Below are 18,580 nucleotides of genomic sequence, written 5' to 3' on the forward strand. Positions count from 1 at the left end.
CCCCCTGTGAGATGCTCACTTCAGCGCATTCAGCTCTGTATACGATCACTCTGGGTGTGGACGCGCCCCACGTCGGTGCGCGTGCGCGACGGCCAACTTGCTCTCTTTGACGGGTTTGCCTGGTGATCAGGATCCCGCGGCGGATTTCGAGCACCGAGGGCGCCCCGCCTCACTGCAGCAAATCCCGCAGCGTCCGGGCAATGACCTTGGTCGCCCGGCGCAGGTCTTCCAGGTCCAGGCGCTCGTCGGCCCGTTTGGCGTGCGACTCCAGCACGGAGCGCGGCCCGGCGCCATAGATCACGCCCGGGATGCCGGCCTCGCCGTACAGGCGCACGTCGGTGTACAGGGGGGTGCCCATGGCGGGGATCGGCTGGCCAAACAGGGCCTGGCCGTGCTTCTGGATGGCGTCCACCAGCGGCTGGTTGCCCGCCAGGGGCTTGAGTGACCGTGCCAGTAGGATGCGGCGAATGTCCACCGTGATACCGGGGAAGGAGGCGGCCGCCTCCGCGATCACGCGGCGGATGTCCGCGTCCACTGCCACCGGGTCTTCTTCGGGGATCATCCGGCGATCGAGCTTGATCGCGACCTTGCCGGGCACCACGTTGGTGTTGGTGCCGCCCTCGATGCGGCCGACGTTGAGGTAGGGGTGCTCGATCCCGGCTACCTTCGAGGTGACCTGCTTGTACTTCAGGTTCTGTGCGTACAGGGCATTGAGGATGGTCACCGCGCCTTGCAGCGCGTCGATGCCGGTGTCGGGAATAGCGGCGTGGGCCATCTTGCCGTGCACCGTCACTTCCATTTGCAGGCAGCCGTTGTGGGCTGTCACCACCTCGTAGCTAAAGCCAGCGGCGATCATCAGGTCAGGTTTGGTGAGGCCGTTTTTCAGCAGCCAGCCCGGGCCCATCTCACCACCAAACTCTTCGTCGTAGGTGAAGTGCATTTCGACATTGCCTTTGAGCGGCGCGCCCGCGGCCTGCAGGGCCTCGAGCGCGCGTACCGCAAAGGTGAAGCTGGCGAAGTCGCCCTTGCTCACCGCTGTGGCGCGCCCGTAGATCTTGCCGTCCACGATCTCGCCGCCATAGGGGTCGTGGGTCCAGCCCTCGCCAGGCGGCACCACGTCGCCGTGGGCGTTGAGGGCGATGGTGCGACCGCCTGCTGCATAGGCGCGGCGCACGATCAGGTTGGTGATGGACTGCAGGCCGGCGGCCTTCACCTCGGCCTCGGGCACGGCGTGCTTTTCAGCCTGCAGGCCAAAGCCGGCGAGCAGTTCGGCGGTGCGCTCGGCGTGCGGCGCGTTGTTGCCCGGCGGCGTGTCGGTCGGCACCTGCACCAGCGCCTGCAGGAAGCGCACCTCTTCGTCGAAATGCTGGTCGATCCAGGCGTCGAGCTGGTCGTAGTCGGTCATTCTTCTTGTGCCTTGTGTGATCGGGTGATCGGGTGATCGGGTAATCAGGTGATCGGATATGGGCGATGGGCGTTGGGCGTTGGGCGTCCTGCGCCTCAAGCCATGTCCGTCGCCAGTTGGTCGAGCAGCCCTTGGAAGGCGTCTACCGCCAGTTGCATGTCGTCGCTGGTACTGCTCTCGAGCGGGTTGTGGCTGATGCCTGCGTTTTGCCCGCGTACGAAGAGCATGGCCTGGGGCATCAGCTCGTGCAGCTTCATCGCGTCGTGACCGGCGCCGGAGGGCAGCCGGTGCAGGGGCACACCCAGCGCGTCGACCGCGCGCTCCCAGCGTGCCTGCCACGCGGGGTGGCTGGGGGCGGCAGCGGCGCGCACGGTTTCCTCGAGGGAGTACCGCACACCCCGGCGTTCGCAAATCGCCTGCAGCTCGGCCAGTACATCGGCCACCAGCGCATCACGCTGGACGTCGGTGGGCGCACGCAGGTCCAGGGTGAACTGGCAGCGGCCCGGCACCACATTGGTCGAGCCATGGGGTACCTGCAAATAGCCCACGGTGCCCACCGAGTCGCCGTCTTGGGCGGCGCGCTGCTCGACGAAGAGCAGCAACTCGGCCACCGCGGCGGCGGCGTCGCGGCGGCGGTCCATCGGGGTGGTGCCAGCGTGGCTGGCCATGCCCTGCACCTCGCCGAGATAGCGCACGCTGCCGTTGATCGAGGTGACGATGCCCAGGGGCAGGTTCAGCTCATTGAGCACCGGGCCTTGTTCAATATGCACTTCGATAAAGCCGAGGTACTGGGTGGGGTCACGGCGAAGCTTCGCAATGTCTTCGATATGCAGGCCAGCCTGCTGCATGGCCTCGCGCATGGTCACGCCATAGGCGTCTTTCTGCTCCAGCCACGCCAAGTCGAACTGGCCCACCAGCGCGCCCGAGGCGAGGAAGGTGGCCTTGTAACGCTGGCCTTCTTCCTCGGCAAAGGCGACGAGCTCCAGGTCATAGGGCAGGCGCCGGCCTTGTGCAGCGAGTTCGGCCACGCAGGCGATGGGCACATAGATACCCAGGCGACCGTCGTACTTGCCGCCGTTGCGCACCGTGTCGTAGTGGCTGCCCGTCATCAAGGTCTTGGCGCCGGTCATGGCGCTGGTTTTCGCGGCGCGGTAGCGGCCCACCACATTGCCCACCGCGTCGATGTGCACCTCGTCGAAGCCTGCGTCAAGCATGTCCTGAGACAGTTGCTGGGCGCAGGCGCGGTGCGCCTCGGTGAGGTAGGTGACGGTGAGCTGGCCCTTCTCGGCAAAGCCCGGGTCGCTGTGCTGGGCGAGCTTTTCTTGCCAGTCCCACACGCGGTGGCCGAGCGTGGGCTCCACGCCGAACTTGTCGTTCAAACGAATCTCGGCAATGCGGTGGATGTTGCGCAAGCACTCCTCGCGCTCGTAGGCCACCGGGTGGGCCAGACGCCGCTCGAAGGTGGCGATGATCTCGGCGCGCGGCAGGCCCATGCCGCGAGGCCCGCGCACCGCGAGGATGAAGGGAAAGCCGAACTTGGCGTTGTAGTCGGCGTTGAGTTGCTGCAGCTGCGCGAACTCCGCCGGGCTGCAGTCGGTGAGGCCGGCCTTGCTCTGTTCGTTCGTGGATTCGGCGGTGAGGCTTTTGCTCACCATGGCCTTTCCGGCAAGTTCCGGGTGGGCGCGGATCAGGGCCAGTTGCTTGTCCAGGCCGCCTTCGCTGACCGCCTGGGCGCAGGCGTGTTTGAGGTGGGCCAGGGACCGGAGGGGGCGCTGCGCCATCGCCGCCTCGACCACCCAGGGCGAATGCTCGTAAAGCCCGTCCAGCAGCGCGGCGGCCTCGGCCGGCGTGGCAGCGTTGAGTTGATCGAGGGTGAGGGGCATGGTGTCAGGCCTTGTACGGATGCACCTGTTTCCAGTGCCGCGCGATGTCCAGGCGCTGGCACACCCAGACGCGGTCGTGCTTTTCGATGTGGTCCAAAAACTTCTGCAGCGCCACGATGCGGCCCGGGCGCCCGAGCAGCCGGCAGTGCATCCCGATGGACATCATCTTGGGCGCCTCGTCGCCTTCGGCGTAAAGGGCGTCGAAGCTGTCCTTCATGTACTGGAAGAAGGGGTCGGCGTGCGAGTAGCCCTGGGGCAGGGCGAAGCGCATGTCGTTGCAGTCAAGCGTGTAGGGCACTATCAATTGGCCAGCGTCGCTGCCATCGGTCTTTTTGACCTTCATCCAGAAGGGCAGGTCGTCGCCGTAGTAGTCGCTGTCGTACTCGAAGCCGCCGTAATCGGCCACCAGGCGATGCGTGTTGGGGCTGTCGCGGCCGGTGTACCAGCCCAGGGGCCGGTGGCCAGTGAGCTTTTTGAGGATCTCCATGGCCTCTGCCATGTGCGCGCGCTCCACCGCCTCGTCCACATGCTGGTAGTGGATCCACTTGAGGCCGTGGCAGGCGATCTCGTGGCCCAACTCCAGAAAGGCGGCGGTCACGTCGGGCGAGCGTTGCAGCGCGGTGCTCACGCCAAAGACGGTGAGCGGCAACTTGCGCTTCTCAAACTCGCGCAGGATGCGCCAGACGCCGGCGCGCGAGCCGTACTCGTAGATGCCGTCCATGCTCATATGCCGGTCGGGAAAGCTCGCCGGGTTGAACATTTCGGAGAGAAACTGTTCGCTGCCCGGGTCACCATGCAGGACGTTGTTCTCGCCGCCCTCCTCGTAATTGAGGACAAACTGGACGGCGATGCGGGCCCGGCCTGGCCACTGGGCGTGGGGCGGGTTGCGGCCGTAGCCGGCCAGGTCACGAGGGTAGGGGGCGGTGCTGTCGTAAATCATGATCGGGTCGGGGCTGGCACGTGGGTTGCGGCCAAGAATCAAGGAGGCTCCCCTCCTTTAGCAGCTTCCGGGCCATCATAAAGGAGACCTTCAAAGTGTATACACTTCTGTCCACCGCACTCGGAGAAACACCATGGGCCTGAGCACCCACGTCCTGGACACTATGCATGGCACGCCGGCCGCAGGCATGGGCGTGACCCTGTACCGCATGGGCCCGAGCGGCCCGGAACTCGTCAAGCACCTGGTGCTCAATGCCGACGGCCGCAACCCCGACGGCCCCTTGTACGACAACGCCACCTTGCGCGCTGGCCGCTACCGCCTCGTGTTCGAGGTGGCAGCCTATTTCCGCGCCCGGGGTGTGCAGCTGCCAGAGCCGCCTTTCCTGGAAGAGGTTCCGCTGGACTTCGGTGTGGCCGACGAGAAAGCCCACTACCATGTGCCGCTTTTGTGCAGCCCCTGGAGCTATTCGACGTACCGGGGGTCTTGAGCAGTTCGGGTACCGCCGGAGTCCTCTTACCGGGCGAGGAGGGGTGCCATATACTGTTGCCATATACGCATCTGCGGAGGGCAGCATGGTCATTTCTTCGGTGTTCACCAACAACCGCTCTCAGGCGGTTCGACTTCCCGCTGAGCTGCGTCTGCCCGATGGCGTCAAGCGCGTTCAGGTGCGCGCCGTCGGCCCTGACCGGGTGATCGCGCCGCTCAACCAGGTGTGGGACAGTTTCTTCCAGCAAACGTCAAAGGTCAGCGATGACTTCTTGGCGGAGCGTGCCGGGCAGGAGCAGTCTGACCGGGAGCCGCTCTAATGATCCGGTATCTGCTGGATACCAACATCGTCATCTACGTGATCAAGCGTCGGCCGCCGGAGGTTCTCGACACTTTCAACCGTCACGCCGCCCACATGGCGATGTCCGCCGTTACGCTGGCCGAACTGATGCATGGGGCGGAGAAGAGCGTCCGCACCGAGGAAAACCTCCTCGTCGTAGAAGATTTCGCCAGCCGGCTGGAAGTCTTGCCCTATGGCGCTCGCGCTGCGCAGCACTACGGACAGATCCGGGCCCGCCTAGAGCAATCGGGCCAGCCAATCGGCGTGAATGACCTGCATATCGCCGCCCACGCGCGCAGTGAGGGCCTCACCCTGGTGACCAACAACCTAGGCGAATTCAGCCGTGTGCCTGGTTTGCTGGTCGAGAACTGGGTGGTCGCCCCGTCACCTCCCAGCAGCACGGTGGCAAAGCGAGCTCGTAAGCGCTGACTCATAGGACCAAGCCCGCGTTTGCCACCCAGGTCAGCTCACCTCAAGCCGCCCCAGTTCAGTACTGCCCCTCACTGAGGGTGTCGAGTTGGAAGCGGCCGCTTTTGTCCCATAGCCAGACATCGGTATAGACCACCCCACCCATCCGGGTCGGCGCCGGATAAGGTGCGGCGGCGCGGACGGTGCGCTCGATCTCGGCGATGACTTCGGGCGCATGCCGGGGGGCGCGTTGCCAGCTCAAGGCCTGCACCTCGCCGCGGCCGTCCACTTCGACATCAAGCACGCCAATCGCGTAGAGCAGCGGCGGCAGCTTGCCTGCATAAATCCGGTGCTGGTTGCTGGCGTAAAGGTGCCGGGCCGCGTCTTTCCGGTAAGCCCTCGGCTCGGCGGCCTGGGAGGGGCTTGGCCGGACGATCTCGATCGGGGGGGGCAAGGAGGGCCGGAAGGGGGACGGGAAGGCGAGCGCATTGCCGGGTGCCACAGGGGACGCGATAGGGGGTGCGGCAGGGAGCGCGATGGCGGCTTCGGCAGGAGACTCTGTTTCGGGTTCGTCCGGGGCCTCTGCAAGGGGGGCTTTGGGGGGCTCTGTGGGGGGCTCTGTGGGGGGCTCTGTGGGGGGCGCGATCGTGGACGCGCTGGGGGGGACGATAGGCGGTGTGATGACGGGTGCGGTGGCGGGCGCGATAGGCGGCGCGACAGGCGGCGCGATGGGTGCGATGGGCGTTTCAGGCGCTGCAGGTGCTGCCTGAGCCGGCGGCACCGAGGGGGGCTGCGTGGTGGGCGCAGGCCTCGCCGCCCGCTCCGGTGCCGGTGCCGGTGCCGGAACCGTCTCGATGGGAGGCGCAGCCCCAGGGCTGGGCGCAGGGCTGGGCACGGGGGCTCGCAGGCTGGAGCAACCGGCGAGCAGGGCGCTTGCGGCCAGTGCCAAGCCAGCCAATACGCGGCTTCGGCGCTGTCCGGAGTAGGAAAGGGCAAGTGCAGACATCAGGACTCCAGGGGCGTGGCGGTCTGGCTCGGGCCGGCTTGGCAGCGGGTGGGGGGCCGACGGCGGGCGGACCGGGTTGCGGGTCAGAGCATACTTGGGCTCCCGTCCCGAACCTCTCCATGATTGCCCTGATCGACGCAATTACCGCACTCGCGCGTGGTTTGGCCTACGCTCCAGCCGTGTTGGTGCGCGTGCAAGCCACCGAGGGCTCGGTGCCACGCGAGGCCGGGGCCTGGATGGCGGTGTTCGCAGACCAGGTGGTGGGCACCATCGGCGGCGGCCACCTGGAGTTCGATGCCATCGCGCACGCCCGATCGCGCTGGCTGGCCGCCCCGGGCAGTTGGGCGCGGGAAAAGGCTGCCTTGTCGGCGCCCGCCGAAACCATCCCCGCCGACCCTGCCCCTTTTGAAACCCGCCGCTATCCCCTGGGCCCGACCCTGGGCCAATGCTGTGGCGGCGTGGTGCACCTCAGCTTCGAGGTTCTGGGCCCGCAGGACATTCCCGGCCTGCAGGCCCGGCTCACGCCCGCGCGCTGGCCATTGGCGCTGTTTGGTGGCGGTCATGTGGGCTGCGCTCTGGTGCGGGTGCTGACCACTCTGCCCTGCGCGCTCACCTGGGTCGACAGCCGCGAGGGCGTCTTCCCGGACGACCTGCCCGCTGGCGTGCGCTGCGAGCAGTCGGAGCCGGTGCAGGCAGCGGTCGACGATCTGGCTCCAGGCAGCGCAATACTGATCATGAGCTTCAGCCACGCCGAGGACCTGGACATCGTCGCCGCCTGCCTGCGCCGCCAGCGGGCGCGCTCAGACCTGGACTTCATTGGCCTCATTGGCAGCCGCACCAAATGGGCGACCTTTCGGCACCGATTGAGTGCCCGGGGCTTTACCGAAGCCGAGCTCGCGGGCGTGACCTGCCCGATCGGCCTGCCCGGGCTGCGTGGCAAGGAGCCCGAGGTGATTGCGGTCAGCGTGGCGGCGCAACTCCTGATGCGCCGCTCGGCCCCACCGCCGGCGTGATTTTGTGATGTCACCCGGGCCCGGCTCCCCTTAAACTCAGCCACATAAGTTCGGGTCGCAGCGGCGCCCGGTCTGTCCGGCTCGTCCGGCAGGCCTTTTGGTTCGCGGCCCTTTTTCTTCTGCTCAGAGCGCCCGCGGTGGTGAGCAGTCCTGAAGGCAACCTGCGTCCATGGAAAGCTACCTTCTCGACTGGGCCAACCTGCTGTTGCGGTGGCTGCATGTCATCACCGCCGTCGCCTGGGTCGGCTCCTCGTTTTACTTCGTCTTTCTCGACTCTTCCCTCACCGCGCCGGAGGACGAAGACCTCAAGCGCCAGGGCGTCTCCGGCGAGTTGTGGGCGGTGCACGGCGGGGGCTTCTACCACCCGGTGAAGTTTGCTGGCGCGCCGCCCAAGCTGCCTGGCCACCTGCACTGGTTCTACTGGGAGAGCTACACCACCTGGATGTCGGGCTTCGCGCTGCTGACCGTGTCCTACCTGTGGAACGCGCGCGCCTACCTGATCGACCCGGCCCGCATGGACTGGTCGCCTGCCGCGGCGGTGTCGGTGACGCTGGGCTTTCTGGTGGTGTTTTGGATCCTGTATGACCTGATCTGCCGCATCGTCGGCCAGCGCAAGAACGGTGATGCGATCGTGGGTGCGCTGGTTGCGGTGCTGGTGGTGGCAGCTTCCTGGCTGGCCTGCCAGTGGTTCGCTGGCCGCGCCGCCTTCCTGATCGTGGGCGCGATGATCGCCACCACCATGAGCGCCAACGTGGCGATGTGGATCATTCCCGGCCAGCGCAAGATGGTGGCGTCGATCAAGGCGGGCCAGCCGATCGACCCGATCCACGGCAAGATCGGTAAGCAGCGTAGCGTGCACAACACCTACTTCACCCTGCCGGTGCTGTTTGCGATGCTGTCCAACCACTACAGCTTCACCTGGAGCCACCCGCACAACTGGTTGGTGCTGGTGGGCATGATGTTCGCCGGCGCCGCCATTCGCCAGTTCTTCGTGCTGCGCCACGGCTGGAAGCTGGGCCGCAACAAGCACCCGGCGCCCCATGCGGCGGTGGGGGTGGTGGTCATTCTGGCCTTGCTCGCCTGGATGGCACCTTCGCCCTCGAAAGCCCCCGCCGCGCCGGCTTTAGCAGCCCCGGCTGCCGCGCCCACGATTGCCGAGGTGCGCGCCATCGTCGACCAGCGCTGCCTGCAATGCCACGGCGCGCAGGTGCAAATGAAGAACGTGCGGCTCGACTCCGACGATTCCCTGCGCCAGCACGCGCAGGCGGTCTACCAGCAGGTGGTGGTGACCCGACTCATGCCGATGAACAACAGCACTGGCCTGACCGAGGACGAGCGCGCCCGCATCGGCGCCTGGTTCAGCGCTGGGGCGCGTTGACGGGTCGGGGCGCTGGGTCAGCGATCGCGGCCGGGGTTCTGGACGCCCTCGAGCTGCCCGCGTTCCAGGCCTGTATCCGTTGGCCCAATCGCGATCGTGCCTAGGTTTTCGCCGGTGCTGGTACGGTCGTCCGTGCTTGTGTCGAGTGGTTGGGCCGTGTCCAGAAATTCGATGAGCGCCGCGGTATCCGCCCTGACCGAGGCAGCCTGCGCCGCTGCGTCGGTGGCGATGGTCCCGGTCTCTTCACCTGTGTCTTCGTCTTCTCCCAGCTCGCGTGTCTTTTTCCAATCCGTTCCCTGGGCCGATGTGGTCGAAGAGCTCGTGCTGGACGGCACGTAGGGCTCGTGCTTGATATAGAAGCGGCGCATCAGCACCACCGCTTCCATCTGGGCCACCAGATCGGTGTTTTTCTTGCCGCTCAGGCCCGGTAAGGCCATTTCCATGCGCAGCAGCCAGTGCTTGCCCTCGGACTGCCCGTGGCTCATCACCTTGAGAAGGTTGTTGAAATTCTCGGACTTGTCTGGCACGGCTTCGGCGTACTGCTTGATGAGGTCCATGCCCTTCCAGGCCATGCCCAGGCCCAGGCCCTCGGCGACGGTGCTGTTCTGCTTCTGGTTGCTCTGCTGTCGTATGGCATCCAGTTCCCGCTCTGCTTTTGGCTTTGTGCTCCCCTCTTCTGATTGGGGAAAGGCGACGCCATCCTGCGCTTTATTGAGCAAATGGAGCGCGACCTCGGCGCTGACCTGAGGGTCCCAGACCGCCACCATCCCGGCCACCACCATGCGCAGCAGGTCGGGCTGGAGGCAGTGCTCGTTTGTCGGGTCTCCGGCCTGCGCGCACAGGGTCTCGAGCAGGGCGATGGCTTGCTTGGGGGTGATGTGCTGGGAGCCGTTGCGCAGGGCCAGTTCGATGCCGGCCTGCATGTAGGGCCGCATGTCCTTACCCAGGGTCTCAATCCTGCCTTCCTTGGCATGCAGGTGCTTGAGGGCGACGTCGACCTTGCCCTTGAAGTCGCTGGCGCCCCAGAAGGCATGGTGCTTGAGGCTGAAGTTCATGCGGAACTCATGCGGCGTCTCATGCTTGTGGTTGGAGGCGAGGGCGTTGTTGTGCGTTTCATGCCAGGCGCCGATTTCGGTGGCCTTGCCGAGTTTTCGGGTCGTGTGGCGCGTCGTCGCGCTTGCGACTGTGGCCTCCAGCTGCTTCTGGCTGAGGACCGCCTGCCTGCCCTGGGCAACGCCCGCCCGCAGCGCCGTGATTTGGCCCGGGCGTTGGCCGAACGGGGCGCCCCGCGACACGATCTTCATGCAATCCTTGAGGAGGCGGTCGTGTTGCACTTTTGCCTCCGCGATGGCCTCTCTCTCCTTGTGTGCTGGCAGATTCCTGGACTGGATAGCCTGGATATGCCTCTCGAGTTCTTCGCCGAGCGACTTGCCCAGCGCCATCGCCGCTTCGCGGCGCTGGGCGCGATCTGGCGCAGCGACTCCCTCTTCGGTGGGGGAATTGACCGCTCTTGCGGCTGCCCAAGTGGACCTCAGGTGAGCGAATTGATCCGGCTCGCCGTCATTTCGCTGCATGCCGGCCTGGCCCTCCATGGCTTCGAGGTCCCCAGCCGCTTGGCCCCCGCCCATTAGCAATTCGGGCGAGCGGTCCCTCAAGGCGAGGTCACTCCCGGGCTTGCTTGGGGCCGCGCGGAGCTCAGCTCTCACGCTGGCGCCCTGGGAGATTTCTACCTGCCCGGGCACCTGGCTGACCGGACGGTTGCCCAGTTTGCCAATCTGCTGCTGCCCAGACACCTGGCCCTGGCCTGCTACGTGCTGCGCAACGGGTGAATGCTTACCTGAAACGACGGACATGGGAACTCCAAGGTTCTCGCGAGGATGGCGGGTGAGTGATCCCCGCCTACCTTCGGTTCCCCCCAGCTTGGGCCAGCGCGCCGGCGCTTGGGCCCTGTCAGGCTGACAGGCCGCCCACCGCTCGCAGCACCCGCTCTGGCGTGGCCGGTGCATCCAGCGCGACCGGCTGCCCCGGCCGGCCCGCAGCCACCGCATCGCGCAGGGCCTCGAAGACCGAGAGCGCCAGCATGAAGGGTGGCTCGCCCACCGCCTTGCTGCCGGCCACGTTGTCTTCACGGTTGGGCTCTGGCCACAGGTCGATCCGCAGCCGGGCTGGCAGGTCGCCGGTGGCTGGAATCTTGTAGGTGCTCGGCGCATGCGTGGCCAGTTTGCCGTCGGCGTTCCAGACCAGCTCTTCGGTAGTGAGCCAGCCCATCCCCTGGATGAAGCCGCCCTCAATCTGGCCGATGTCCAGCGCCGGGTTGATGCTGGTGCCCACGTCGTGCAGGATGTCGACCGCCAGCACCCGGCTCTCTCCGGTGAGGGTGTCGATCGCCACCTCGGTGCAGGCCGCGCCGTAGCTGAAGTAGTAGAAGGGCCGGCCGGTGAGGGTGGTCTTGTCGTAGTGGATCTTGGGCGTGCGGTAGAAGCCGTCGCTCCACAGCTGGATGCGGTTGGCGTAGGCCAGCTTCACCACCTCGTCGAAGGGCCGGCTGTTCTTGGGAGACAAGATCTTCCCGCCGCGAAAGCTCACCGCACCCGCGCCGCAGCCGTCGAGCCCCGCCACGAAGGCGGCGAGGTTGTCACGGATGTTGCGTGCCGCAAACTGGGCCGCGCGGCCATTGAGGTCGGTGCCGCTGGATGCTGCGGTGGCCGAGGCATTGGGCACCTTGCCGGTGTCGGTGGCGGTGATGCGCACCCGCTCGAAGGGCACACCCAGTTCGTCGGCCACCACCTGCATGATTTTGGTGTGCAGGCCCTGGCCCATCTCGGTGCCGCCGTGGTTGATCTGCACGCTGCCGTCGGTGAACACGTTCACCAGTGCGCCGGCCTGGTTGAACAGGGTGGCGGTGAAGCTGATGCCGAACTTCACCGGTGTCAGGGCGATACCGCGCTTGATCACCGGGCTTTGCGCGTTCCAGGCGGCCAGCGTGGCTCGGCGTTCGGTGTAGTGCGAATCGGCCTCGAGCCGCGCGAGCAGGGGCGCGAGGATGTTGTCCTCGACCTTCATCTGGTAGTGGGTCACGTCCCGCTCGCCAATGCCGTACAGGTTGCGCTGGCGCACCGCCAGCGGGTCGAGGCCGAGCGCGCGTGCCACATCGCCCAGAATGGTCTCGATGGCAATCATCCCCTGCGGCCCGCCAAAGCCGCGGAAGGCGGTTTGGCTTTGCTTGTTGGTGCGGCAGCGGAAGGACTCGATGACCACGTCCGACAGAAAGTAGGCGTTGTCGCTGTGAAAGATGGCGCGGTCGGCCACCGGCCCGGAGAGGTCGGCACTGAAGCCACAGTCGGCCAGTTGGATCATGTGCAGACCGGTCACGAGGCCCGTGTCGTCGAAGCCCACCTCCCAGTCGTAGGCGAAGGGATGGCGCTTGCCGGTGACCATGAAGTCGTCGTCGCGGTCCAGACGCAGCTTGACCGCGCAGCCGAACTTGCGCGCGGCCAGCGCCGCCCACACCGCCATCTGGCCGGCCTGGGTCTCCTTGCCGCCAAAGCCGCCGCCCATGCGGCGGCACTCCACGTCGACGGCGTGGCTGGCAATGCCCAGGGCATGCGCCACCCAGTGCTGCACCTCGCCCGGGTGCTGGGTGCTCGAATGGATACGCCACTGGTCTTGCTCCAGCGGCATGGCGTAGGCAATTTGCCCTTCGAGGTAGAAATGCTCCTGGCCGCCCACTTCCAGGCTGCCACGCAGGCGGTGCGGGGCGCGGGCCAGGGCGCCCACCGGGTCGCCACGCCGCACCGTCACCCGCGGCAGCACATAGCTTTGCTTCTCATGCGCCTCGCGGGGTGTGAGCACCGGCGGCAGCGGCGCTATGTCGGGCTTGGCCAAGCGCGCCGCGCGGCGTGCCTGCATCGCGCTGTTTGCCACCACCAGGCCGATCACTTGGCCGACGTGCTGGACGGTGTCGCGGGCGAAGATGGGTTCGTCGTGCGAGAAGGTGGCCAGCACCGGGTCGCCGGGAATGTCGGCAGCCAGCACCACGCCGCGCACGCCGGGCGCGGCCAGGGCCGCAGACACATCCACCCCGCGCAGCTGGCCGTGGGCCACCGGCGAGAGGATGGGCGCGGCGTGCAGGGTGCCGCGCAGCTCGGGCAGGTCGTCGATGTAGCGGGCAGCGCCGGCCACCTGGGCCCGGGCGCTTTCGTGGATGCGTGACTGGCCGACGGCGGCGCCTGCTCCGGTGCCAGTGCGCGCACCCAAGGGGGGCAGGGCGCTCTCGTCAGGCTCACCCACGCTGCCGGTGGTGGTGGCCATGGTGTTGCGGGCTTGCGTCATGCGCTTGCCTCCTCACCCAGCAGGCGCCGGGCCGAGCCCGGGTGGTCCAGATGAATCTCTGCAAGGCCCTGGCTTTCCAGCCAAAGCCGCTGCATCAGGTTGGCCAGCACCTGGCGCCGGTAGGCCGCGCTGGCGCGCATGTCCGAGATGGGCTGGAACTGCGCCTGCAGCGCTGCGCCGGCAGCGCGGGCGTTCGCCTCGCTCCAGGCCTGGCCGGCGAGCACCGCCTCCGCTTGCGTGGCGCGCGCCGGCGTGGCCGCCACGCCGCCGGCGCCGATCCGGGCGCTGCGCACATGGGTGCCGTTCTCCAAGTGCAGGGCCACCACCAGGCACACCGCCGAGATATCGTCGTCGTAGCGTTTGGAGAGCTTGTAGGCGCGCAGAAACTCGCCCGGTGCGGGATGCGGCACCTCGATGCGCACCACCACCTCGTCGGCGGCCAGCGCGGTCTTGCGGTAGCCCAGGTAGAAGTCTTCCAGCGCCAGCGACCGCTCACCGCGCAGGCTGGCCAGAACCACCCGCGCGTCCAGGGCCATCAGCAGCGGCATCGAGTCGCCAATCGGCGAGCCATTGGCCACATTGCCGCCCAGGGTGCCGGAGTTGCGCACCGGCAGCCCGGCAAAGCGGTTGGCGAAAGTGGCCAGGCCCGGGCGGCGCGCCACCAGGCCGGCGAAGGCATCCGCCAGGGGCACCGCGGCGCCGATGGACAGGTGGTGGCCCTTGTCTTCCAGCGCGCGCAGCTCCTGCGTCCGGGTCAGGTCCAGCACCTGGGTGTAGCGGCGGTGCTGTTTGGTGATCCACAGGCCGACGTCGGTGCAGCCGGCCACCACTTGGGCCTGGGGCCGCGCGGCACGCAAGGCCAGCAGCTCGGGCAGGGTGGTGGGGGCGAGGTAGGCTGGGCTCTCGGTGTCTGTATCGGTGCCGAGTGCCGGCGTCTCTGGATGCTGCTCCCGCAACGCCCGCAGCCGCTTGGCCAGCGCCGCTTCGTCGGCCGCAGGACCCGAGGCAGTGGCTACCCCAGGCAGGGCCGGCGCTGCGGGCAGTTCGGCCATCTGGCAGGCGGCCTCGAGGATGGGGCGGTAGCCGGTGCAGCGGCAGAGGTTGCCCGAGAGCGCAGACTGGGCCAACTCGGGCGAGATCGCTTCCCCTTGGCGCACATGGGTCTGGTACAGGCCGAACAGGCTCATCACGAAGCCGGGGGTGCAAAAGCCGCATTGCGAGCCGTGGCATTGCACCATCGCCTCCTGGGCCGGGTGCAGGGCGCCACCCTCGGCGGCCAGGTCCTCCACGGTCCACAGGGCCAGGCCGTCGACCGAGTGCGCCAGCCGGATGCAGCTGTTGATGGCACGCCAGGCTAGGGGCCGTGGTGCGCCCTCGGGCGTTGGCTCGGCGACCACCACGGTGCAGGCGCCGCAGTCGCCCTCGCCGCAGCCCTCTTTGGTGCCGCAGGCATGCAGGTCTTCCCGTAACAGGTCCAGCAAGGTGCGGTCGGGTGGCACCCCGTGCAGGGTGACGGTTTCGCCGCGGCGGATAAATCGGAGGGGCTTGGCGTCCATGACGCCAGTATGGCCTGTTCTGGGCGCCACTCGCATCCGGACAGCCCCGAAGGCATGAGCCTTGCATGGGGCATCGGGAGAACCACCCGGGTGACTGTCGGGCGGGTAGCCCCACCGACTGTTTAAGGGGCAACCCCTTCACGGCAGCCCGCGCGGGGCGGTCACAATGGCGGCTGAAGTGATGCCAGACTTTGCCCCAGGATGGCGCGCCCGCGATCCCAATGAGACAAGCCCCGAGCCCACCGAAGTGAACGAACCCGCTGCGAACCCCACCCGGCCGCCACCGCGGCTTGAAATGGCTGGCATCACCAAGCGCTATCCGGCGGTGGTGGCCAACGACCAGGTCTCCCTCACCGTTGCCCCCGGCCAGATCCATGCCGTGCTCGGCGAAAACGGCGCCGGCAAGTCCACCCTGATGAAGATCATTTACGGCAGCGTCAAGCCCGACGCCGGCCGCATGCTCTGGAACGGTCAGCCGGTCACCATCCGCAACCCGCAGGAGGCGCGCGCGCTGGGCATCGCGATGGTGTTCCAGCACTTCAGCCTGTTCGACACCCTCACCGTGGCCGAGAACGTCTGGCTGGGGCTGGACAAATCTCTGCCGCTGGCCGAGGTCACCCGCCAGATCACTGAGACCGCCGCCGCTTACGGTCTGGACGTCGACCCAACCCGGCCGGTGCACACCCTCTCGGTGGGTGAGATGCAGCGGGTGGAAATCATCCGCGCCCTCCTGACCCACCCCCAGCTGCTCATTCTGGATGAGCCCACTTCAGTGCTCACGCCCCAAGCGGTCGAACGCCTGTTCGTGGTGCTACGCCAGCTTGCGGCGCAGGGCTGCTCCATCCTCTACATCAGCCACAAGCTGCACGAGATCCGCGCCTTGTGCGAGGCCTGCACCGTGCTGCGTGGCGGCCGCGTGAGCGGCACCTGCGACCCGCGCCTGGAGAGCAATGCCTCGCTGTCGCGCCTGATGATCGGCGCCGAGCCGCCGCAACTGCAGCACCGCCCGGCCCAAGTCGGTGCGCCGGTGCTGCAGGTGCAGGCTTTGTCGCTGGAGCGCGAATCGCCTTTCGGCACCGACCTGCATGGCGTCACCCTGCAGGTGCGTGCTGGCGAGGTGGTGGGCATTGCCGGGGTGTCCGGCAATGGCCAGCGCGAACTGCTCTATGCCCTTTCGGGCGAGGACACCCGCGCCGAGCCGGCCATGGTGCAGGTTGCCGGCCAAGACGCCGGGCGCCTGGGCCCGGGGCAGCGGCGCGCACTGGGTCTGCACTTTGTGCCCGAGGAGCGCTTGGGTCGCGGCGCCGTCCCCTCGCTGGGGCTGGCCCACAACCTCATGCTCACGCGCGGTGAGGCGGTTGGCCGCGGCGGCTGGATTCGCATACGGGCTTTGCGCCAGCAGACCCGGAACATCATCGAGCGGTTCAATGTGCGCGCCGGAGGGCCGGACGCTGCTGCCCGCTCGCTCTCTGGCGGCAACCTGCAGAAATTCATTGTTGGCCGCGAGATCGACGCCCGCCCCCGCCTGCTGGTGGTCTCGCAGCCCACCTGGGGCGTCGACGTGGGCGCGGCGGCCCAGATCCGCGCCGAGATTCTGGCCCTGCGCGACGCGGGCTGCGCGGTGCTGGTGGTCAGCGAAGAACTGGACGAACTGTTCGAGTTGAGCGACCGCCTGCACGTGATCGCCAAGGGCCGCCTGTCGCCCTCGCTGGCCCGCGGCGAGGCCACTGTTGAACGCATTGGCGAGTGGATGAGTGGTCTCTGGGACCACGAACCCGCCGAAGCCACCCCGGAGGCTGCCCGTGTTGAAGCTTGAATTGCGTCCCCAGGCCTCGCCCGTCTGGAGCGTGGCCTCGCCCCTGCTGGCTCTGGCCATCACCGTCGTTCTGGGTTCGCTGCTCTTTATTGCCCTGGGCAAGGACCCGGTGCGCGGCCTGCAGATGTTCTTCTGGGAGCCGATCAAGTCCAACTATGCCCTGGGCGAGCTGATGGTCAAGGCCACGCCCCTGCTCCTGATCGCCCTCGGGCTCGCCGTGTGTTTCCGCTCCAACGTCTGGAACATTGGCGCCGAGGGGCAGTTTGTCCTGGGGGCTATCTGCGCCGGCGGCGTGGCCCTGCTGGCCGACAAGGAGTCCTCCCGCTGGATCGTCCTGGGTATTTTGCTGGCGGGCATCGCTGGGGGCATGGCCTGGGCCGGGATCACCGCCTTTTTGCGTGACCGCTTCAACGCCAACGAAATTCTCGTGAGCCTGATGCTGGTCTACGTGGCGGTGCAACTGCTGGTGTGGCTGGTGTTTGGCCCCTGGAAGGACCCGGGCGGCTACAACTTTCCCCAGTCCAAGACCTTCGACGCGGTCACCCAGGTGCCTCGCCTGATGAAGGGCTCGCGCGTGAGCATCGGCCTGCTGATCGCACTGGCCGGTGCCGCGGCCTTGTGGATCTTCCTGTTTCGTACCCGCGCCGGCTTCGCGCAGCAGGTGGGTGGTTTGGCGCCAGCAGCGGCGCGCTACGCAGGTTTTTCCTCGCGCAAGGCGCTGTGGGTGGCCCTGCTGGTCTCGGGTGGCGCGGCGGGCCTCGCCGGCGCCCTGGAAGTCGCCGGCCCGGTGGGCCAGCTCACGCCCTACATTCCGGTGGGCTACGGCTTCGCGGCCATCATCGTCGCCTTCGTGGGCCGTCTGCATCCGGTCGGCATGGTGTTCTCGGCCATTCTTATGAGCATGTTCTACATCGGGGGCGAACTCGCCCAGTCCCGCATGGGCCTGCCCAAGTCCATCACCGGCTTGTTCCAGGGGTTGCTGCTGTTTGCGCTGCTCGCCTGCGACACGCTGATGGTGTACCGGGTACGCTGGGGCAAGACTGCGGATGCAGGCCGAAAGGCGGTGGCGTGATGGAAACCTACGCGCTGCTCCTGGCCTCGACGCTGAACGCCGGCACCGTGCTGGCGATCGCGGCGCTGGGCCTGCTCATCAGCGAGAAGGCCGGCATCGTGAACCTCGGGGCTGAGGGCATGATGCTGTGCGCCGCCCTTGCGGGCTTCGCCGCCGTGGTACACACCGGCAGCGACCTGGCGGGCTTCGCCGCAGGCGCTGCGGCCGGCGCCGCGCTGGCGCTCATCTTTGGCGTGCTGGTCATCTGGCTCAATACCAACCAGTACGCCACCGGTCTGGCCCTGAGTCTGTTCGGGGCGGGTTTCTCGGCATTCGTCGGCGTCGGCTACGTGCAGGAGAAGCTGCCCGAGCGCCCCCGTTTCTCGATTCCTGCGCTGGGCGACGTGCCTCTGCTGGGGCCTGCACTGTTCCAGCACCACCCGGTTGTCTACCTCACCATCGCGCTCGTGGCGGGTCTGGTGTGGTTCCTGTATCGCTCCCGTGCCGGCCTGGTGCTGCGATCGGTGGGCGAGTCGCCCGAGTCGGCCCATGCCCTGGGCTACCGGGTGCGCCGCATCCGCCTGGCCGCGGTGGTGACTGGCGGCGCCCTGTGCGGGCTTTCCGGGGCCTACCTGTCGGTGATCTACACCCCGCTGTGGGTGGAGGGCATGGTGGCGGGCAAGGGCTGGATCGCTCTGGCGTTGACCACTTTTGCGACCTGGCGGCCAGCCCGTGTACTGCTTGGGGCTTACCTGTTTGGCGGCGTGACCATGCTGCAGTTCCACTTTCAAGCGGTGGGCATCGAGGTGGCCAGCGAGTTCCTGAACATGCTGCCTTACCTGGCCACGATCGTGGTGCTGGCTCTGATTTCGCGCAATCCCGCCTGGATCCGGCTGAACATGCCCGCATCCCTCGGTAAGCCTTTTTATCCGGGTTCATAATTCGCCCTTTCCGACTCACCCAACC

General features: G+C 67.3%; 16 protein-coding genes. 9 read left to right on the forward strand and 7 right to left on the reverse strand.

Annotated features, from left to right (window positions below):
* Positions 1-169: 169 nt before the first annotated feature.
* The 3 genes from QE494_RS06765 to puuE form a co-directional block, all read right to left on the reverse strand.
* Entirely contained in the window at positions 170-1,405 is a 1,236-nt protein-coding gene (locus QE494_RS06765; RefSeq protein WP_300042151.1) for a M20/M25/M40 family metallo-hydrolase, read from the reverse strand.
* Between the two features lie 95 nt (positions 1,406-1,500).
* Positions 1,501-3,288 (reverse strand): 2-oxo-4-hydroxy-4-carboxy-5-ureidoimidazoline decarboxylase, encoded by a 1,788-nt coding sequence (gene uraD, locus QE494_RS06770; protein WP_300042152.1) that lies wholly within the window; start codon positions 3,286-3,288, stop codon positions 1,501-1,503.
* Between the two features lie 4 nt (positions 3,289-3,292).
* Positions 3,293-4,228 carry an allantoinase PuuE gene (puuE, locus tag QE494_RS06775; RefSeq protein ID WP_300042207.1) on the reverse strand — a complete coding sequence of 312 codons (936 nt, stop codon included), beginning with the start codon at positions 4,226-4,228 and terminating at the stop codon, positions 3,293-3,295.
* 133 nt (positions 4,229-4,361) lie between these two features.
* Here puuE and uraH point away from each other — a divergent pair, with 133 nt between their 5' ends.
* The 3 genes from uraH (at position 4,362) to QE494_RS06790 (ending at position 5,483) form a co-directional block, all read left to right on the forward strand.
* Complete coding sequence (gene uraH / locus QE494_RS06780) at positions 4,362-4,715, forward strand: hydroxyisourate hydrolase (RefSeq protein WP_300042153.1); 354 nt, start codon at positions 4,362-4,364, stop codon at positions 4,713-4,715.
* Positions 4,716-4,800: 85 nt separating this feature from the next.
* Positions 4,801-5,034 (forward strand): type II toxin-antitoxin system VapB family antitoxin, encoded by a 234-nt coding sequence (vapB, locus tag QE494_RS06785; RefSeq protein ID WP_300042154.1) that lies wholly within the window; start codon positions 4,801-4,803, stop codon positions 5,032-5,034.
* Positions 5,034-5,483: a type II toxin-antitoxin system VapC family toxin gene (locus tag QE494_RS06790; RefSeq protein WP_300042155.1), complete on the forward strand. Its 450-nt coding sequence runs from the start codon at positions 5,034-5,036 to the stop codon at positions 5,481-5,483. Before vapB ends, QE494_RS06790 begins: the two co-directional genes overlap by 1 nt.
* 58 nt (positions 5,484-5,541) lie before the next feature.
* Here QE494_RS06790 and QE494_RS06795 read toward each other — a convergent pair whose 3' ends face one another.
* Complete coding sequence (locus QE494_RS06795; RefSeq protein WP_300042208.1) at positions 5,542-5,976, reverse strand: hypothetical protein; 435 nt, start codon at positions 5,974-5,976, stop codon at positions 5,542-5,544.
* Between the two features lie 611 nt (positions 5,977-6,587).
* Here QE494_RS06795 and xdhC point away from each other — a divergent pair.
* Positions 6,588-7,481, forward strand: a complete 894-nt coding sequence (xdhC, locus tag QE494_RS06800; RefSeq protein WP_300042156.1) for a xanthine dehydrogenase accessory protein XdhC — start codon at positions 6,588-6,590, stop codon at positions 7,479-7,481.
* Positions 7,482-7,650: 169 nt separating this feature from the next.
* Positions 7,651-8,859, forward strand: coding sequence for a urate hydroxylase PuuD (locus QE494_RS06805; protein WP_300042157.1), 1,209 nt, complete (start codon positions 7,651-7,653; stop codon positions 8,857-8,859).
* Between the two features lie 17 nt (positions 8,860-8,876).
* Here the strand turns inward: QE494_RS06805 and QE494_RS06810 are convergent, their stop codons facing one another.
* Positions 8,877-10,193, reverse strand: coding sequence for a hypothetical protein (locus QE494_RS06810; RefSeq protein ID WP_300042158.1), 1,317 nt, complete (start codon positions 10,191-10,193; stop codon positions 8,877-8,879).
* Positions 10,194-10,259: 66 nt separating this feature from the next.
* On the opposite strand from QE494_RS06810, the gene QE494_RS06815 reads away from it, so the two are divergent.
* Complete coding sequence (locus tag QE494_RS06815) at positions 10,260-10,490, forward strand: hypothetical protein (protein WP_300042159.1); 231 nt, start codon at positions 10,260-10,262, stop codon at positions 10,488-10,490.
* A gap of 319 nt (positions 10,491-10,809) precedes the next feature.
* On the opposite strand, the gene xdhB is transcribed toward QE494_RS06815, so the two are convergent.
* The gene (gene xdhB, locus QE494_RS06820) at positions 10,810-13,191 is read right to left on the reverse strand and encodes a xanthine dehydrogenase molybdopterin binding subunit (RefSeq protein WP_300042160.1); all 2,382 of its coding nucleotides are present in this window, start codon (positions 13,189-13,191) and stop codon (positions 10,810-10,812) included.
* Positions 13,188-14,747, reverse strand: a complete 1,560-nt coding sequence (xdhA, locus tag QE494_RS06825) for a xanthine dehydrogenase small subunit (protein ID WP_300042161.1) — start codon at positions 14,745-14,747, stop codon at positions 13,188-13,190. Before xdhA ends, xdhB begins: the two co-directional genes overlap by 4 nt.
* 295 nt (positions 14,748-15,042) lie before the next feature.
* On the opposite strand from xdhA, the gene QE494_RS06830 reads away from it, so the two are divergent.
* From QE494_RS06830 to QE494_RS06840, 3 genes are read left to right on the forward strand one after another with little or no spacing between them, the layout of a single operon-like run.
* Positions 15,043-16,563 carry an ABC transporter ATP-binding protein gene (locus QE494_RS06830; protein WP_300042209.1) on the forward strand — a complete coding sequence of 507 codons (1,521 nt, stop codon included), beginning with the start codon at positions 15,043-15,045 and terminating at the stop codon, positions 16,561-16,563.
* Complete coding sequence (locus tag QE494_RS06835; RefSeq protein ID WP_300042162.1) at positions 16,550-17,635, forward strand: ABC transporter permease; 1,086 nt, start codon at positions 16,550-16,552, stop codon at positions 17,633-17,635. The genes QE494_RS06830 and QE494_RS06835 overlap by 14 nt, the downstream gene beginning before the upstream one ends.
* Positions 17,635-18,555: an ABC transporter permease gene (locus QE494_RS06840; protein WP_300042163.1), complete on the forward strand. Its 921-nt coding sequence runs from the start codon at positions 17,635-17,637 to the stop codon at positions 18,553-18,555. The genes QE494_RS06835 and QE494_RS06840 overlap by 1 nt, the downstream gene beginning before the upstream one ends.
* The last annotated feature ends 25 nt before the right edge of the window (positions 18,556-18,580 follow it).

It is taken from the genome of Ramlibacter sp., assembly GCF_029866045.1.
GTDB lineage: Bacteria > Pseudomonadota > Gammaproteobacteria > Burkholderiales > Burkholderiaceae_C > Ramlibacter.